Here is a 17,592-nt window from a genome sequence, read left to right as displayed (position 1 = left end):
GTCGTGGTCGGGGTGGTTGTCTCCGTCGGGGTGGGTTCGGGGGTGCTCGGCGGCGGAGGCTCCGGTGTCTGCAACTGAGTGCGCGGCACCCAGGTGTAGGCGGGGTCGGGCACGAACCCCGGGGGGACGACTTCGCGGGCCGGCACCTGGTGGCCGGGCTGCTCGGGTTTGTAGGTGTCGTAGACCCACCAGGTGAGCACGAACGCGATGAGCAGCACCACCGTGGAGGTGCGGACGCGACCACCCAGCAGGTAGCCGGGCCAGCCACGCTCGGCGCTGTGCTGCCTCATCGGTTGGGCTCCTCATCGAAATCGTCGTCATCGGAGCCGTCGTCCCCATGGTGGTCGGGGCCGGGGTCGGGTTCGGTGTCGCGACGCGCCGACGGCGCGATCCCGCCGACCCGTGGCGCCGTCCCGGCGGTGACCACCCCGGCACGTCGCAGCGCGCGCAGCACCTGGGCCCGCAGCCGCCGCCCCACCTCGAACTGCTTGCCGGGCAGTGTGCGGGCCACCATGCGCAGGTTGACGGTGTCGACCTGAATCGACTCCACGCCCATCAGGGCGGGCTTGTCCAGCAGCAACTCCCGCAGCGGGGCATCGCTGTCCATGGCGCGTTCGCACACTTCGTGCAGCACCTCGTTGACCCGGTTGAGGTCGGCGGTGGTGGGCACCGGGACGTCGACCACCGCGCGTGCCCAATCCTTCGACAGGTTCAACGACTCGACGATCTGGCCGTTGGGCACCGTGTACACCTCGCCGTCGGCGGTGCGCAGCTTGGTCACCCGCAGGGTGACATCCTCGACGGTGCCTTCGGCGGTCGCCGTGGACGTCAACTCCAGCCGCACCAAATCACCGAAGCCGTACTGCTTCTCCAGGATCAAAAAGAACCCGCTGAGCAGATCCTGGACGAGCTTTTGGGCACCGAAGCCCAGCGCACCGCCGAGCACGGCGGCGGGGGCGGCCAGCGACCCCACCGGCACGTCGATGATGTTGGTGATCTGCACCGCGACCACGACCGACAGCAGCACGATCGCGCCCCAGGAGATGACCGCGGCCACCGCCTGGCGATGTTTGGAGGCCTCCGAACGGACCAGGGCGTCACCGGCTTTGAACTCCGCCTCATAGCGGCGGGCGATGGTCCGGGCGGTCCAGTTGATCATCCGCGACGCCAGCACCGCACCCAAGACCAGCAGCGTGATCCGCAGCCCCTTGTCGAGAATCCAGACGCCGATCTCGCCGTGCCAGAAACCATGCCAGCCCGGCGCCGCGGCGACGAAGCTAGCCATCGGCGGGACGGTTGCGCCAGCGGATGCCGGCCTCCAAGAACCCGTCGATGTCGCCGTCGAGCACCGCTGCGGGGTTGCCGACCTCGTGTTCGGTGCGCAGGTCCTTGACCATCTGATAGGGGTGCAGCACGTAGGAGCGCATCTGGTTTCCCCAGGAGCTGCCACCGTCACCGCGCAGTGCGTCGAGTTCGGCGCGCTCCTCGGACCGCTTGCGCTCCAACAGCTTTGCCTGCAGAACCCGCATCGCGGCCACCTTGTTCTGCAGCTGCGATTTCTCGTTCTGGCAGGTGACGACGATGCCGGTCGGCACGTGGGTCAGCCGCACCGCCGAGTCGGTGGTGTTCACCGACTGGCCGCCGGGGCCACTGGATCGGTACACGTCGACGCGGACGTCACTTTCGGGGATGTCGATGTGGTCGGTGGTCTCCACCACCGGAAGCACCTCGACCTCGGCGAACGACGTCTGGCGGCGGCTCTGGTTGTCGAACGGGCTGATCCGCACCAGCCGATGGGTGCCCTGCTCGACCGAGAGGGTGCCGTAGGCGAACGGCGCGTGCACGGCGAACGTGGCACTTTTGATGCCGGCCTCCTCGGCGTAGGACGTGTCGAACACCTCCACCGGGTACTGGTGGCCCTCCGCCCAGCGGACGTACATCCGCATCAACATCTCCGCCCAGTCCGCCGCGTCGACCCCGCCGGCCCCGGAGCGGATCGTCACCAGCGCCTCCCGCTCGTCGTACTCCCCCGACAGCAGGGTGCGCACCTCCATCGCCTCGATGTCGGCGCGCAGGGCGGTCAACTCCTCGTCGGCCTCGGTGCGTGCGGCGGCGGCCGCCTCACCGGTCTCCTCCGCGGCCAGCTCGTAGAGCACCGGCAGATCCTCCAGCCGGGAGCGCAGCTCCTCGGCGCGACGCAGCTCGCCCTGCGCCCGGGACAGTTCGCTGGTGACCCGCTGGGCGTTGGCCTGGTCGTCCCAGAGGCTCGGGTCGGAGGCCTGCTCCTCGAGCTCGGCGATGCGGGCCCGCAGTCCCTCCACGTCGAGGACCCCTTCGACGGTGGTCAAGGTGGCGTCAAGTGCGGCGATGTCAGCCTGCCGATCGGGTTCCACGGGTCATCACGTTACCGGCGGATTCGGCGACGCCGCGCGCGGTCGGGACTAGCATCGACGGGGTAGCCAGTTAGACGCACTGCCCGACCACGATGTCGACGACGCAACAGCCCGCGTTCGTCCGTGGTCGCGCCTGACCAGAAGGCTGGAGTATGCGCCCCTACCACGTGGCCATCGTCGGCGCGGGTCCTTCCGGGTTCTTCGCCGCCGCTTCCCTGTTGAAGCTCGACACCCACGACATCCACGTCGACATGTTGGAGATGTTGCCGACACCGTGGGGTCTGGTGCGCTCGGGGGTGGCCCCCGATCACCCGAAGATCAAGTCGATCTCCGCCCAATTCGAGAAGACCGCCGCCGACCCGCGGTTCCGGTTCTTCGGCAACATCCGGGTCGGTGAGCATGTGCACGCCGCCGAGCTCGCCGAGCGCTACGACGCGGTGGTCTACGCCGTCGGCGCACAGGCCGACCGCCACCTCGGGATTCCAGGTGAGGATCTGCCCGGCTCGGTGGCCGCCGTCGACTTCGTCGGCTGGTACAACGCCCACCCGCACTTCTGTGACCACCGCCCGGAGCTGACGTGCCGGCGCGCCATCGTCGTGGGCAACGGCAACGTCGCGTTGGACGTGGCCCGCATCTTGGTCACCGATCCCACCGAGCTGCGCACCACCGACATCGCCGACCACGCGCTGGAGCTGCTCGACCCGTGCGGGGTGGAGGAGGTGATGATCATCGGGCGCCGCGGGCCGCTACAGGCAACGTTCACCAGCCCCGAGCTGCGGGAACTCGGCACGCTCAAAGGACTGGCCAACGTCGACATCGTTATCGACGAGTCCGAATTCGACGGGATCACCGATGCCGACATCGAGGCCGCCGACAAGCATCCGAAACAGAACGCGAAGGTGTTGCGCCGCTACGTCGGCGCCGAGCAACATCCGGGCAACCGGCGCATCGTGTTTCGCTTCCGCACCTCCCCGATCGAGATCCGCGGCACCGACCGGGTCGAGGAGATCGTGTTGGGACGCAACGAGTTGGTCACCGACGACAACGGCCGGGTGAGCGCCCGCGACACCGGGGAGCGCGAGGTGCTGCCCGCCCAGATGGTGGTGCGCTCGGTCGGCTACCGCGGCGTTGCCACCCCGGGATTGCCGTTCGATGAGCGCAGCGGCACCATCCCGCACACCGACGGCCGCATCGAGGGCACCCGCAACCAGTACGTCGTGGGGTGGATCAAGCGCGGCCCGTCCGGGGTGATCGGGTCGAACAAGAGCGATTCGGCGGCCACCGTCGAGACCCTCATCGCCGACCTGGCCGCCGCCGGGGCCGCCGAAGCGCCCGCCGGCCGTGCCGACGAACTGGTGAGCTGGCTTTTGTCACGGCAGCCGCAGTTGGTGACCGACGAGCACTGGAAGCTCATCGACACCCACGAGCGCACCAGCGGTGAGCCGCACGGCCGGCCGCGGGTGAAACTGGTCAACGTCGCCGACATGCTCAAAATCGCGCACGGCTGAGTCGGCGCCGCACGTCGCTCAGGCGGCGCACCCCCGCGGGGCGTGGTCGCCCAGCAGCGCGGTCAGGTGCCGGTGCAGGTACTCCTCGTCGGGGGCCTGACGGGTGACCAGCATGCGGTAGTACAGCGGCGCGTAGAGCTGTTCGAGCAGCAACTCGACGTCGGTGTCGGCGGGCAACTCACCGGTGGCGACACCGGCACGCAGACGGCTTTTGCCCGCCTCCTCACGGGGCGCGATGACGCCGGTGAGCAGCCGCTCGGCTAGTTCCGGGTCGTGGTGGGCGGCGTCGAAGACCCCGAGCAGCGCCGGACCGCGCTCGGTGGAGAACATGTATTCCACGGCCACCGCCATCTGGGCGCCCAGGTCGGCGATGAGGTCGCCGGTGTCGGGGTAGAACGCCGCCGGCGACGACACATCTTCCAGCGCCTCCAACAGAAGGGCGCCCTTGGACGGCCACCATCGGTAGATCGTCTGCTTGCCCACCCCGGCCCGCCGGGCGATCGCCTCGATTCCCAATCGCCCGTAGCCGGTCTCCCGACAGAGTTCCAGCGCCGACGACAGAATGGCGCGTCGTGCGTCATCGCTGCGCTGGTACTGATTCCCCCACGTCACGGGCACATTCTAACGGCGCTGCCGGTTTCGTCTGCCGTCATCAGCGCCGAAAAAATAAGTTACTCGCGGGTATTGACGTTAGCTCGAGACGGTCCGTACCGTCTAGAGCTGTTCCCTCAGCCTTATCTCAGTGAAAACCAAGGAGATGCCACGCCGTGACCACCGCCCCCACCCCGTTATGCGCCCCGCTCTGCGCCCTTATGCCGCCGCCGGCGCAGCCCTGGTCGGCGCCAGCCTCATTGCCGCCGCCCCCGTCGTCACCCCGCTTCCTGAGGTTCATGTCCCCGATATTCAGCTGACGGCCGGGATCGTCGACGGCCTCGACGTGACGCCCTGGGTCGACTTGTTCGAAGGCGCTTTCGACAACGTGAGCAAGATCGGCGCGGCGATGCTCGCCGATCCTCTGCCGGCGCTGTCAGCCCTCGGCAGCAACTGGCTTGGGTACGGCACGGAGTTTGGCACCACGCTGGGTATTGCGGGCGAGGGCTTAGCCAACCTCGTCACGGCGCTCCCGGAGACACTCCAGACCTCGTTCGGCGAACTCGCCTCCGGCAACATCGCCCAGGCGATGGCGGTCCTCACACAGCAGGGATTCCTCAGCCTGGCACCTCTGGTAGCGCCGGTACTGGGCATCGCGAATCCACTCATGGGAATTACGGAGAACCTGGCCACCGTGACTGAGACGGCTCTGGTCGGTGGTGCCGGTGTTGCACTATCGACCATCCCTGCACTCCTGGCCCCGGCCCAGGCATTGGGCGATTCCACTCAGATCTTCGCCGATGCGCTGACCGGCGGGAATCCGCTGGAGGCACTGAGTGCGCTGATCAATATGCCGGCGATGGTCCTCGGCGGGCTGCTCAATGGCTTCCAATCGAGCCTTGCCACACCGCCCGTCCCCTTCCCCGGGCTGCTCACGTTCGACCCCGAAGGGTATTTTGGGACCGGCCTGCTCGGTGGGCTTTTAGTGGCGATGCCCCAGGCGATCGGCAACGCCCTCGGCGGCGGCAGCATCGCGGACAGCTTCGACGGCCTGCTGCAGCAAGCAATGGAATTGCCCGAGCAACTGATCAACACGCTCACCGGAACCCTGGGCAACATCTTCGACGTCGGCAGCCTCACTGACATCTTCGACGCCGGTTCGATCACCGACGGGCTCACCGGCCTGCTCGACGCCGGGGACCTCGCCGGGCTGACCGATCTGTTCACGACGCTCGACCCGATGATGTTCATCGGACCGCTGCTGGCGATGTTCGGCATGTAGCCGCACGCACACACTTCGGGCCCCCGGCAACGCCGCCGGGGGCCCGAATTCGTCCCGGCTGCAGTCGCTTCCCTCAGACAGTGACACCGGCGCGAGCAAGGGGACTAGGTTGGATAGTGACCAGCCCACCGTCGTCGAGGAAGTCATCATGGTTTCACAGAGCTCGAACAGTTTTGGGACGCGCGACCAGCTCACGGTCGAAGACACCACCTACGAGATCCACCGCCTGGACCGCATCGAGGGCTCGTCCCGGCTGCCCTACAGCCTGAAGGTGTTGCTGGAGAACCTGCTGCGCAACGAGGACGGCCGGATGGTCACCGAGGAGCAGATCCGCGCACTGGCCGACTGGGACCCGCAGGCCGCACACGGCCGCGAGGTCGCGTTCACCCCGGCACGGGTGCTCATGCAGGACTTCACCGGCGTGCCGTGTGTGGTCGACCTGGTCGCCATGCGCGACGCGATCACCGAACTCGGCGGTGACACCGACCGCATCAACCCGCTGTGCCCCACCGAGCTGGTCATCGACCACTCGGTGATCGCCGACGTGTTCGGCCGCGCGGATGCGTTCAAGATCAACGTCGACCTGGAGTACGAGCGCAACTCCGAGCGCTACCAGCTGCTGCGCTGGGGCCAGCAGGCGTTCCGGGACTTCTCGGTGGTACCGCCGGGCACCGGCATCTGCCACCAGGTGAACCTGGAGTACCTGGCCCGGGTGGTGTTCACCCGCGACGCCGGCTCCGGTGGCACCCCGCAGGCCTACCCCGACACCCTCGTCGGCACCGACAGCCACACCCCGATGGTCAACGGTCTCGGCGTGCTCGGCTGGGGTGTGGGCGGCATCGAGGCCGAAGCCGCCATGCTCGGCCAGCCGCTTTCGATGCTGATCCCGCCGGTGGTCGGGTTGAAGCTCACCGGCGAGTTGCAGCCGGGCACCACCGCCACCGACCTGGTGCTCACCGTCGCCGAACTGCTGCGCCGCACCGGGGTGGTCGGCAAATTCGTCGAGTTGTTCGGCCCCGGGGTGGCCAACGTGCCGCTGGCCAACCGCGCCACCATCGGCAACATGAGCCCCGAGTACGGCGCGACCTGTGCCATCTTCCCGGTCGACCAGGTCACCTTGGACTACCTGCGGTTGACCGGTCGCTCCGAACACCAGATCAAGCTGGTGGAGGCCTACACCAAGGCGCAGGGCATGTGGCACGACCCCGACCACGAGCCGGTCTACTCCCAGACCATCGAGTTGGACCTCTCCAGCGTCGAGCCCTCGATCGCCGGACCCAAGCGTCCCCAGGACCGCATCCCGCTGCGCGCGGCCCCCCACGCGGTGGCTCAGCTGCTCAACGGCGCGGAGACCACCGCCCAGGCGCTCTCCGAGCTCGACGAGGCCTCCGCCGACTCGTTCCCGGCCAGCGACCCGATCGCGTTCGGCGACGTCAGTCAGGCCGCCGGCAAGCCGCGCACGCCGTACAGCGACGGCAAGGAGCACGCTTGGAACTCGGCGAAGACGCCGGTCAAACTCGCCGACGGCACCGAATTCGAGTTGGACAACGGCCACGTGGTGATCGCCGCGATCACCTCATGCACCAACACCTCCAACCCGTCGGTGATGGTGGGTGCGGCACTGCTGGCCAAAAACGCCGTCGACAAGGGGCTGACCCGCAAACCGTGGGTGAAGACCACGCTGGCCCCGGGCTCGCGTGTCGTCACCGATTACTACGAGAAGTCCGGTCTGACAGCCTATTTGGATAAACTCGGGTTCAACCTGGTCGGCTACGGGTGCACCACCTGCATCGGTAACTCCGGGCCGCTGATCCCGGAGGTGAGCAAGGCCGTCGTCGACAACGACCTGACGGTGTGCTCGCTGCTGTCGGGCAACCGCAACTTCGAGGGACGCATCCACCCGGAGACCCGGATGAACTTCCTGGCCTCGCCGCCGCTGGTCGTCGCCTACGCGCTGGCCGGAACCCTGCACACCAACCTGCTCAGCGATCCGCTGGGCACCGACCCCAACGGTGAGCCGGTCTATTTGCGCGACATCTGGCCCACCGAGGCCCAGATCGCGGAGGTGATCGACGACAACGTCCAGGCGGAGATGTTCACCAAGAGCTACGGCGACGTGTTCACCGGCGACCAGCACTGGCGCAACCTCGACGTGCCCGACAGCGCCACGTTCCAGTGGGACGCGGACTCCACCTACGTGCGCCAGCCCCCGTACTTCGACGGGATGACCCGGGAGCCACAGGAGTTGACCGACATCAGCGGGGCGCGGGTGCTGGCCAAGCTGGGTGATTCGGTCACCACCGACCACATCAGCCCGGCCGGGTCGATCCGGGCGGACTCACCGGCCGGAAAATACCTCTCCGAGCACGGCATCGAGCGCAAGGACTTCAACTCCTACGGCTCGCGGCGCGGCAACCACGAGGTGATGATCCGCGGCACGTTCGCCAACATCCGGTTGCGCAACCAATTGGCCCCGGACACCGAGGGCGGGTTCACCCGCGACTTCACCCAGGCCGACAACGCCGCCGACGCACCGGTGACCACCATCTACGACGCATCGGTGAACTACCTGGACGCCGGCACTCCCCTGGTGATCCTGGCTGGCAAGGAGTACGGATCGGGGTCCTCACGGGACTGGGCGGCCAAGGGCACCATCCTGTTGGGGGTCAAGGCCGTGATCGCCGAATCCTACGAGCGCATCCACCGCTCCAACCTCATCGGCATGGGGGTGCTGCCGCTGCAGTTCCCCGAGGGGCAGAACGCCGAATCCCTGGGGCTGACCGGCGAGGAGACCTTCGACATCACCGGGGTGACCGCCCTGGCCGACGGGATCCCCGACACGGTGCACGTCACCGCCGGCGACACCGAATTCGACGCGGTGGTCCGCATCGACACCCCCGGGGAGGCCGACTACTACCGCCACGGCGGGATCATGCAGTACGTGCTGCGGCAGCTCTTGAACTGACCACTTCGACACCGAAACGGAGGCACCCATGGCCGACGGTTTGTACCCTGCCGCCACCGCCGACATCTACAACCAGCGCAAGCAGCTCACCCCGCACACCCACGACGCGTTCGAGGCGTTCTCCAAGGCGGTGTTCGCCGCCGGGGAGCTCGACGAGAAGACTAAACAGCTGATCGCGGTGGCGGTCGCCCACACCACCCAGTGCCCCTACTGCATCCAGGGCCACACCAAGCTGGCACACCGCAAGGGTGCCAGCGACACCGAGATCATGGAGGCGATCTGGGTGGCCGCCGAGATGCGCGCGGGCGGCGCCTACGCCCACTCGACCCTGGCGCTCACCGAGCTGAACAAACTGGCGCACTGAGCCGCCATCCGCGCCGGCGGTAACGCCGTGATGGGCTAGCCTGATGGCCATGGCCGCACGCAAGTTTCTGCTGGAGTGGCCGGTGTTGCGGCAACTGCGCTCCGGGGACCTGTTGGGCCGCGGACCGGCCGTGACGTCGGCCCGCACCCGCGCGACCACGCCGCGCACCGCCACCGCCGACAAGGTCGTCCAGAGCGTCTGCCCCTACTGCGCCGTCGGGTGCGGCCAGCGGGTTTTCGTCAAGGACGACACCGTCATCGGCATCGAAGGTGACCCGGATTCGCCGATCTCACGGGGCCGACTCTGCCCGAAGGGCGCGGCCAGCGAGCAGTTGGTCAACGCCCCCGGGCGCCAGACCCGGGTCCTCTACCGGCCGCCGGGCGGCACCGAGTGGCAGCCACTGGAGTTGCACACCGCAATCGACATGATCGCCGACCGGTTCATCGACACCCGGCGGCGCACCTGGCAGGACGTCGACGAGCGGGGCCGGCCGGTGTACCGCACGCTGGGGATCGCCGCGCTCGGCGGGGCGACGCTGGACAACGAAGAGAACTATCTGATCAAGAAGTTGTTCACCGCCGCCGGTGCGATCCAGATCGAGAACCAGGCCCGTATTTGACACTCCGCCACGGTTCCCGGTCTGGGAACCTCGTTCGGGCGAGGCGGCGCCACCCAGAGCCTGCAAGACATGGCCAACGCCGACTGCATCGTCATCCAGGGCTCCAACATGGCCGAATGCCACCCGGTCGGGTTCCAGTGGGTGGAGGAAGCCCGGGCCCGCGGCGCCACCGTCATCCACGTCGACCCGCGGTTCACCCGCACCTCGGCGGTCTGCGACAAGCACATCCCGATCCGGGCCGGCTCGGACGTGGCGCTGCTGGGGGCGTTGATCAACTACGTGCTCACCCATGACCTGTGGTTTCACGAGTACGTCCTGGCCTACACCAACGCGGCCAACCTGATCGCCGAAAACTACCGGGACACCGAAGATCTCGGTGGGCTGTTCTCCGGCTTCGACGCAGAAACCGGGACCTACGACCGGTCCAGTTGGGCGTACGCGCGCCAAGACGGAACCGCTGACGGGGCGCCGCTGCGCGACGAGACGCTGCGCGACCCCCGCACGGTGTTCCAGATCCTCAAACGCCACTACGCCCGCTACACCCCACAGATGGTCGCCGAGGTCTGCGGGATCACCGTCGGCGACTTCGAGTATCTGGCGGCCGCGATGACCGCCAACTCCGGGCGGGACCGCACCACCTGCTTCGCCTACGCGGTCGGCTGGACCCAGCACACCTTCGGTGCCCAATACATCCGCACCGCAACGATCCTGCAGTTGCTGCTCGGCAACGTCGGCCGCCCCGGCGGAGGCATCATGGCGCTGCGCGGGCACGCGTCCATCCAGGGATCCACCGACATCCCCACCCTCTACGACCTGCTACCCGGCTACCTACCGATGCCACGTGCCGGCAACCACGACACCCTCGGCGACTATGTGGCCGCGGTGGGACCAAAGGACCGGAAAGGCTTCTGGGCCAACGCCGATGCCTATCTGATCAGCCTGCTCAAGGCGTGGTGGGGCGATGCTGCCCACCCCGACAACGATTTCGCCTACGGTTACCTGCCGCGGCTGACCGGGGCGCACGGCACCTATCAGACGGTCACCGGGATGCTCGACGGCGACGTCGAGGGCTACTTCCTGCTCGGCCAGAACCCGGCGGTCGGTTCCGCCAACGGTCGCATGCAACGGCTCGGGATGGCGCAGCTGAAATGGCTGGTGGTGCGTGATTTGAACCTGATCGAATCCGCCACCTGGTGGCGCGACGGCCCGGAGATCGCCTCCGGGGAGCTGCGCGCCGCCGACATCGACACCGAGGTGTTCTTCCTGCCGGCAGCCACCCACGTGGAGAAGTCCGGCACCTTCACCCAGACCCAGCGGCTGCTGCAGTGGCGCCATCAGGCGGTCACCCCGCCCGGGGACTGCCAGAGCGAACTGCAGTTCTTCGTCGAGCTCGGTGCGCGGATCCGGGCGAAACTGGCCGCCTCCACCGATCCACGGGATCGCCCGCTGCTGGATCTGGCGTGGGACTACCCCACCGACACCGACGGTGAGCCGGACCCGCAGGCGGTGCTCGCCGAGATCAACGGCCACCGGCTCACCGGCCCGGATGCCGGGGCGCCGCTGGCGTCGTTCACCGAGCTGCGCGCCGACGGCTCCACCGCGGCCGGATGCTGGATCTACACCGGCGTCTTCGCCGACGGGGTCAACCAGGCGGCCCGGCGCACCCCGCACGGCGGCGAGGGCCCCACCCAATCCGCCTGGGGCTGGGCGTGGCCGGCCGATCGACGAATCCTGTACAACCGGGCCTCGGCGGATCCGGCGGGCCGGCCGTGGAGTGAACGCAAACGCTACATCTGGTGGGACGCCGATCAGCGCCGCTGGGTCGGCCACGACGTTCCCGACTTCATCGTCGACCGCGCCCCCGACGCCCGCCCCGCACCCGGTGTCGGCGGGCCCGACGGGCTTGCCGGGGACGACCCGTTCGTGATGCAGGCCGACGGCAAAGGCTGGCTGTTCGCCCCGACCGGGGTGGTCGACGGTCCGCTGCCCACCCACTACGAACCGCAGGAATCCCCCGTCGCCAATCCGCTGTACCCCCAGCAGCAGAACCCGGCACGGGTGCTGTTCCCGCGTGCCGACAACTTGTCGGCGCCCAGCGCCGGCACACCCGGCGCCGAGGTGTACCCGTACGTGTTCACCACCTACCGGCTCACCGAGCACCACACCGCCGGCGGGATGAGCCGCTGGCTGCCGTATCTCTCGGAGCTGCAACCGGAGATGTTCTGCGAGGTCTCCCCGGAGTTGGCAGCGCAGCGCGGTCTGGAGCCCTACGGGTGGGCGACGATCATCTCACCGCGCACCGCGATCGAGGCGCGGGTGCTCGTCACCGAACGGATGACGCCGCTGCGCGTGGCCGGTCGCACCGTGCACCAGATCGGGCTGCCCTACCACTGGGGGGTGGGCTCCTCGGCGGTGGTCAGCGGGGACGCCGCCAACGACCTGCTCGGCATCACCTTGGACCCCAACGTGCAGATCCAGTCGTCGAAGACCGGGTCCTGCGACATCCGCCCCGGGCGACGTCCCCGCGGTCCGGCGTTGCTGGCCCTGGTCGCGGAGTATCAGGTGCGCGCGGGTGCGACGATCGAGACCGGCAACCGTCATCGCAGCGATCCGGCGAAGGAGGGCTGATGGGTCAGCTGAGCGGACCGACCGATCCGAGCCGGGATGCGCGCTGGCGGCACACCGCGGCGCGCAAGGGCTTTTTCACCGACACGTCGATCTGTATCGGCTGCAAGGCCTGCGAGGTGGCCTGCAAGGAGTGGAACCACATCCCGCCCGACGGTGAGCTGGAACTGCTCGGCTCCTCCTACGACAACACCGGGGCGCTCGGGGCCAACACGTGGCGCCACGTCGCCTTCGTCGAGCAGGACCGCGACCGCATCGCTGCGGCCCGCGAGTCCGGGCGCGCGCTGGTGGATCTGGGCATGCCGCGGGTCGGCGCGACCCCCGGCACTCCTGCCGACGCCACGCCCCCCGACACCGCACCGCCGGACACCCCGGAGTTCCGCTGGCTGATGGCCTCGGACGTCTGCAAACACTGCACGCACGCCGGCTGTCTGGACGTCTGCCCCACCGGGTCGCTGTTTCGCACCGAGTTCGGCACCGTGGTGGTCCAAGACGACGTCTGCAACGGCTGCGGATCGTGTGTGGCCGCCTGCCCGTTCGGGGTGATCGAGCGGCGCGCCGACGGCACCGCCGCCCCCAAGACCGACCGGGGGCCGCAGGGCCGCGAATCCGGCATAGCGGAATCCGGCATAGCGCAGAAGTGCACGATGTGCTACGACCGTCTGGTCGGCGACGCGCAGCCCGCCTGCGCGCAGACCTGCCCGACGGAGTCGATCCGCTTCGGCGACCATGCCGACATGGTGGACCGGGCCCGCTCCCGGGTGGCCGAGCTGCACGCGCAGGGGCTCACCGAGGCCCGGCTGTACGGGGCCAATGAGCGCGACGGGGTCGGCGGCACCGGATCGGTCTTTCTGCTGCTCGACGAGCCGGAGGTCTACGGGCTACCGCCGGACCCGCGGGTGGGCACCGCCGACCTGCCGCAGATGTTCCGCCGCTCCGGGATGGCCGTCGCCGGGATGCTCGCGGCGGCGGCGTGGGCGTTTCTGCGGGACGCGCGGTGAGCTCGACCGGTCCGGCCGCGCCGCGCCGCGGCGGCAAGCGGCGCCGCGGCGGTGGTCGTCGTGAGCAGCCGATGGTGCCCGACGTGGCGTTCAGCTCCTACTACGGCCGGCCGGTGGTCAAACCGCCGCCGTGGGACGCGAAGATCGCGGCCTACCTGTTCCTCGGCGGGGTGGCCGGCGGCTCGGCGCTGCTGGGCGCCGGTGCGCAGCTGACCGGGCGCCCGACGTTGCGGCGCAACTCCCGGCTGGCGGCGCTGGCGGCGACGGGGTTGGGGGCGCTGGCGCTGGTGGCCGATCTGGGCCGTCCGGAACGGTTCCTCAACATGCTGCGCACGGTGAAGCTGACCTCGCCGATGAACCTGGGGTCCTGGATCCTCTCCGCGTTCGGTGCCGGAGCGGCGGTGGCCGCCGCCGCCGAGGTCGACCGGATGACCCGGCGGCGGCTGCCGCTGGGCCCGCTGCGGCGGCTGCTGCACGCCGCGGAGGGACCGGCCGGGCTGCACGCCGGGGCACTGGGCCCCCCGCTGGCGGTCTACACCGCGATCCTGCTCTCCGACACCGCCACCCCGACCTGGAACGCCGTCCACCGCGATCTGCCGTTCGTGTTCGCCGGGTCGGCCGGGCTGGCCGCCGGCGGGTTGGGCATGGTCACCACACCGGTCGCCGAGGCCGGCCCGGCCCGTCGGCTCGCCGTCGCCGGCGTGCTCGCCGACCTGGTGGCCACCGCGGCGATGGAGGCCCGCATCGACCCGATCGTCGCCGAGCCGCTGCACCGGGGCCGGCCCGGACGGTCGCTTCGCTGGGCGCGACGCTGCCTGATCGCCGGGGGGATCGGCGCCGCCGTCTCCGGGCGGTCACGGCCGGTGGCGGTGGGCTCGGGGCTGGCGCTGCTGGCCGGTTCGGCGCTGACCCGGTGGGGCATCTTCGAAGCCGGCATCGCCTCGGCACGCGATCCGCGCTACACGATCGAACCGCAGAAGCGTCGGCTGGCGGCGCGGCGGGCGGCCGGGATCACCGACGACGCGATCACGACGGTCGAGTAGCCCACGGCCGCATAGCCCGCGGTCGACTGATCGCGTTAGCCCGCAGTCTGTGCCGCAAGGATCTGGTTCGCCCCCACCAACAGTGCCGCGGCGCGGTCCAGCAGCGACTCCTTGCTCATCTCCGGTGGCCGGTCGATCGCGATACGCAGCGCCAGTTGGAGCACCGTGCCCATGCCCAGATAGAGGATCTCGTCGGCGTCGGCCGAGCCCAGCTGCGGGTAGTGCTGCAGCAACGTCAATCGGGCCAAATGGTGCAGGTGCTCTTCGATGTCGGGCAGCACGTTGCTCTGGTTGCCCATCGGTAGATCGTTGATGACCGCGCCCATCACCCCGCGATGTTCTTCCAGGGCATCGACGAGCACGGCAAGCACATGGCGGGCGCCGGCGGTCACCTCCATCGCCAATGCCTCGGCGAGCGCGGCGACCAGCCTGCGCATGATGTCCTCTTCGGCGCGGGCACGCAGGGCGAGAACGATCGCGTCCTTGTCGGTGAAGTAGCGGTAGACGGTGCCGATGCTCAGATGGGCTTCCTCGGCGATCCGATTCGTCGACAGACCCCGGTAACCATCACGGTCCAAAAGTTGAGCAGAACCGTCAAGAATTCCCTCGATTGTGCGCTGCGCCCTGATCTGACGCGGAACACTCCGAGTTGACCTGGGCATTTACATCACCTTTGGCGTGGTGTCGGTCCGATAAAAAGTGAGTGGAAGTCGAGTCTGTTTCAACTCTAACCTGAATTGTGAGGTAGCACACCCAGTTGCCCGACAGAAAGGCTCACGATGGCCCCGTTCGACGGTCTCCTCCCCTCGTTCAATCCCATCGACGAAGTGGTCCGGATCGTGCTCCCCCTCGACGACGGATCGCCGCTCGATCTCTCACCGATCTGGGCCGAGCTTTCTCGGCGGCCCACCGCGCTGCTCAATCCGATGGATCTGTTCTTCGAAATCCAGCGACCGGAGTACTTCAAGAAGGCGCGCTTCGACGGCCCCCTGGGCGATCCGGGCTGGTTCGGCCCCGACAGCGCGGCCTGGTACGTCCACACCCACACCCCGTCGGTGGTGGTGGGCATGGTCAACACCGCGATCATCGACATCCTGCACCAGGACATCCAGTACGCCGTCTACGACCACTCCAAGCTGGTCGGCCGATGTCCCAACGGCACTGTTCGCTCGGGCACATTCTCCAAAGATGGCCTCATGGTGCGGGCCGGCCATACGTTCTCCTTCTTCACCGGGGTTGTCTACGGCTCCACCGAGACCGCCGAATCGCTGTGCCAGACCGTCAAGGCCATGCACCACCGCGTCAAGGGCACCCGACCCGACGGCAAAGCCTACGACGCCGATGAACCGGAGTTCTTTCGCTGGACCTACGCCACTGTGGTCGACGGGCTTGCCGGCGCGCATCGGCGTTATCATCCGAATCCGTTGCGGGGCAGCGATCTCGACCAGTTCTACCGCGAGTACTCCCGGATCGGGGAGGCCCTCGGCGGCACCGACCTGCCGCAGACCAGGGCTGAATGCCGTCGTGTGCTCACCGAATCACCGTCGGCGAAGGAGGTCGGGCTCAACGACGACAACGTCAAGTATCTGCAGCTGCTCAACCCCCCGGGGCTGAACCCGCTGCGTCCGATCTACGACTTCGCCTACTGGGTGATCATGGACATGATGCCCGAACCGGTCCAGACAGCGGTCGACTTCCGCCAACCCAATCTTCTGGTCCGCCAGGCATATCGGCACACCGCACGGGCCCTGCTGAACGCGCCGCGGCTGCTCGGGGAGATCCGTGAAGTCGAAGCCGCCCGCCGCCGCGTCTCCGGGTCGCCCCGCCTGCGCGTGGTCTCCGACAAGGCCGCCTCATGACCGAGACCCTCGTCGCGCCGACCACGACCCATGCCTACGACTACTACTACCGGGAAGGGATGCCGCTGCGACCGCCGCCCCCGCGGTTGCGCCGCGACCCGGCCTGGTCGGCGCTGTCGGTGTTCGACGCGTTCCGACCGAGCAATCCCTCACCGCGACAACGTGGGTTGCTGGAGCTGTTCATCGACCACTACTGGCAGGGCGATGCGCTGATGGACGCGGTCGTGGAACGCTTCCGCGCAATCGGCATGAAACGCGGACGACAACTGCTCGAGCAGGCCCTCGACGAGGGCATCGAGAGCCTGGCGGACCCGCCGGTCGAACTGGTGGAGCTGTTCGCCAGCCTGGACCGCGCACCGCGCTGGCACGACCCGGTGATCTGGGAGCGGGGCCGCCAGCTGTGGATCGACTGTTCGCTGGCCGGCAAGATCGGCATGGGCATCCAAGACGCCATCGGCACCTTCGTCGGCGAAGAGGTGTCCTCGGCGACCGGGGCGACCAAACGGTTCGTCAACGCTCCTCTGGTGCGCAACCTCGAGACCGCGAAATGGTTCCACGCCGCCACCAAACCGGGATTCCTCGACCGCCACAGCACGGAGTTCAAAGACACCGTGCGGGTGCGGCTGATGCACTCCCAGGTGCGACTCGGCTTGCGACGGTCCTGGGGCGATGAGCATTTCGCCCGGCACGGCAACCCGATCTCCACCAGCACCACGCTCGGGGCTGCGGTGACCTTCGCTCTGCTGCCGATGCTCACCGACCACAATCACGGCCGTCGGGCCAGCACCGCGGACATGGACGCGGTGATGCGGTATTGGGCCTATATCGCCTACGTCTTCGGCGTCGCCCCCGAGATCATCCCCACCACCGCCGCCGACGGTGTCCTGCTGGCCGACTACATGGTGGCCACCGCGGGCGGGCCGACCGCGGGCACCACGGTGATGACCCAGGCGGCCGCCGACAACCTCGCGGGACTGCCCGGAACGGCCGGCTTCCTCGCCCGCGCGGCGGTCGCCCCGGTCCTCGGCGCGGTCGCGTACTACAGCGGCGCGCCACTGGCGCGCGCCCTGGTCTCGGCCACACCGTATCGGGATGTGCCGCTGCAGCCGTGGACGACGTTGACCGGGCTGGCCGTGCATGCCGCCGTCAAGTACCGGATGGTGCTCGACAAGGTTCCGGGCGCCGCGCTGCGCCGCTCACTGCGGGCCCGCCACAGCGACCCCTGGTGGGCGCTGAATGTGCAGATCGCCCAGGTGTTGGCGCGCCGCTCCGGAGTCGGCCACACCGGCTATCGTCATCACGACGCGACCGCCGACGGCTGCCCGGTGCACTGAGCGGTTCG

The 17,592-nt window shown here is 68.7% G+C and carries 13 protein-coding genes and 1 pseudogene; 9 read left to right on the top strand and 5 right to left on the bottom strand.

Translation table 11 applies throughout. From position 1 onward, the window contains the following. The 3 genes and pseudogenes from B8W67_RS21110 to prfB all read right to left on the bottom strand — a co-directional run. Nucleotides 1-290, bottom strand: a pseudogene (locus B8W67_RS21110) (hypothetical protein); the annotation flags it as partial. After that, nucleotides 287-1,285, bottom strand: coding sequence for a mechanosensitive ion channel family protein (locus B8W67_RS10340; RefSeq protein WP_085303881.1), 999 nt, complete (start codon nt 1,283-1,285; stop codon nt 287-289). The gene B8W67_RS10340 and the pseudogene B8W67_RS21110, both read right to left, overlap by 4 nt. Further along, complete coding sequence (gene prfB, locus B8W67_RS10335) at nt 1,278-2,393, bottom strand: peptide chain release factor 2 (protein ID WP_085303879.1); 1,116 nt, start codon at nt 2,391-2,393, stop codon at nt 1,278-1,280. Before prfB ends, B8W67_RS10340 begins: the two co-directional genes overlap by 8 nt. Before the next feature lie 152 nt (nt 2,394-2,545). Between prfB and B8W67_RS10330 the strand changes: the two genes are divergently transcribed. After that, nucleotides 2,546-3,901, top strand: a complete 1,356-nt coding sequence (locus B8W67_RS10330; protein ID WP_085303877.1) for an FAD-dependent oxidoreductase — start codon at nt 2,546-2,548, stop codon at nt 3,899-3,901. Nucleotides 3,902-3,919: 18 nt separating this feature from the next. Here B8W67_RS10330 and B8W67_RS10325 read toward each other — a convergent pair whose 3' ends face one another. Beyond that, complete coding sequence (locus tag B8W67_RS10325) at nt 3,920-4,513, bottom strand: TetR/AcrR family transcriptional regulator (protein WP_163797151.1); 594 nt, start codon at nt 4,511-4,513, stop codon at nt 3,920-3,922. A 130-nt stretch (nt 4,514-4,643) separates the two neighbouring features. On the opposite strand from B8W67_RS10325, the gene B8W67_RS10320 reads away from it, so the two are divergent. From B8W67_RS10320 to nrfD, 6 genes are all read left to right on the top strand, one after another. Further along, nucleotides 4,644-5,774, top strand: coding sequence for a hypothetical protein (locus B8W67_RS10320; protein WP_133056093.1), 1,131 nt, complete (start codon nt 4,644-4,646; stop codon nt 5,772-5,774). Nucleotides 5,775-5,922: 148 nt separating this feature from the next. Beyond that, complete coding sequence (gene acnA / locus B8W67_RS10315) at nt 5,923-8,739, top strand: aconitate hydratase AcnA (RefSeq protein WP_085303891.1); 2,817 nt, start codon at nt 5,923-5,925, stop codon at nt 8,737-8,739. A 28-nt stretch (nt 8,740-8,767) separates the two neighbouring features. Then, nucleotides 8,768-9,103, top strand: coding sequence for a carboxymuconolactone decarboxylase family protein (locus B8W67_RS10310; RefSeq protein WP_069392237.1), 336 nt, complete (start codon nt 8,768-8,770; stop codon nt 9,101-9,103). A gap of 49 nt (nt 9,104-9,152) precedes the next feature. After that, complete coding sequence (gene fdnG / locus B8W67_RS10300) at nt 9,153-12,350, top strand: formate dehydrogenase-N subunit alpha (protein ID WP_207567700.1); 3,198 nt, start codon at nt 9,153-9,155, stop codon at nt 12,348-12,350. Then, a complete protein-coding gene (locus B8W67_RS10295; protein WP_085303870.1) occupies nt 12,350-13,348 on the top strand; it encodes a 4Fe-4S dicluster domain-containing protein in 999 nt (332 codons plus the stop codon). Before fdnG ends, B8W67_RS10295 begins: the two co-directional genes overlap by 1 nt. A gap of 71 nt (nt 13,349-13,419) precedes the next feature. Further along, nucleotides 13,420-14,391, top strand: coding sequence for an NrfD/PsrC family molybdoenzyme membrane anchor subunit (gene nrfD / locus B8W67_RS10290; protein ID WP_085303889.1), 972 nt, complete (start codon nt 13,420-13,422; stop codon nt 14,389-14,391). Nucleotides 14,392-14,426: 35 nt separating this feature from the next. Here nrfD and B8W67_RS10285 read toward each other — a convergent pair whose 3' ends face one another. Further along, on the bottom strand, nt 14,427-15,053 hold the full coding sequence (locus B8W67_RS10285) for a TetR/AcrR family transcriptional regulator (RefSeq protein WP_085303868.1): 627 nt from the start codon (nt 15,051-15,053) through the stop codon (nt 14,427-14,429). Nucleotides 15,054-15,170: 117 nt separating this feature from the next. On the opposite strand from B8W67_RS10285, the gene B8W67_RS10280 reads away from it, so the two are divergent. Together B8W67_RS10280 and B8W67_RS10275 are read left to right on the top strand one after the other, a co-directional pair. Beyond that, complete coding sequence (locus B8W67_RS10280) at nt 15,171-16,250, top strand: oxygenase MpaB family protein (protein WP_069392242.1); 1,080 nt, start codon at nt 15,171-15,173, stop codon at nt 16,248-16,250. Continuing rightward, a complete protein-coding gene (locus tag B8W67_RS10275) occupies nt 16,247-17,584 on the top strand; it encodes an oxygenase MpaB family protein (RefSeq protein ID WP_085303866.1) in 1,338 nt (445 codons plus the stop codon). The genes B8W67_RS10280 and B8W67_RS10275 overlap by 4 nt, the downstream gene beginning before the upstream one ends. The last annotated feature ends 8 nt before the right edge of the window (nt 17,585-17,592 follow it).

Origin of the sequence: Mycolicibacillus koreensis (assembly GCF_002104795.1) — a bacterium.
Taxonomy (GTDB): Bacteria; Actinomycetota; Actinomycetes; order Mycobacteriales; family Mycobacteriaceae; genus Mycobacterium; species Mycobacterium koreense.
Note: the sequence above shows the minus strand (reverse complement) of the source record. Positions and strands in the feature narration are given on the sequence as shown.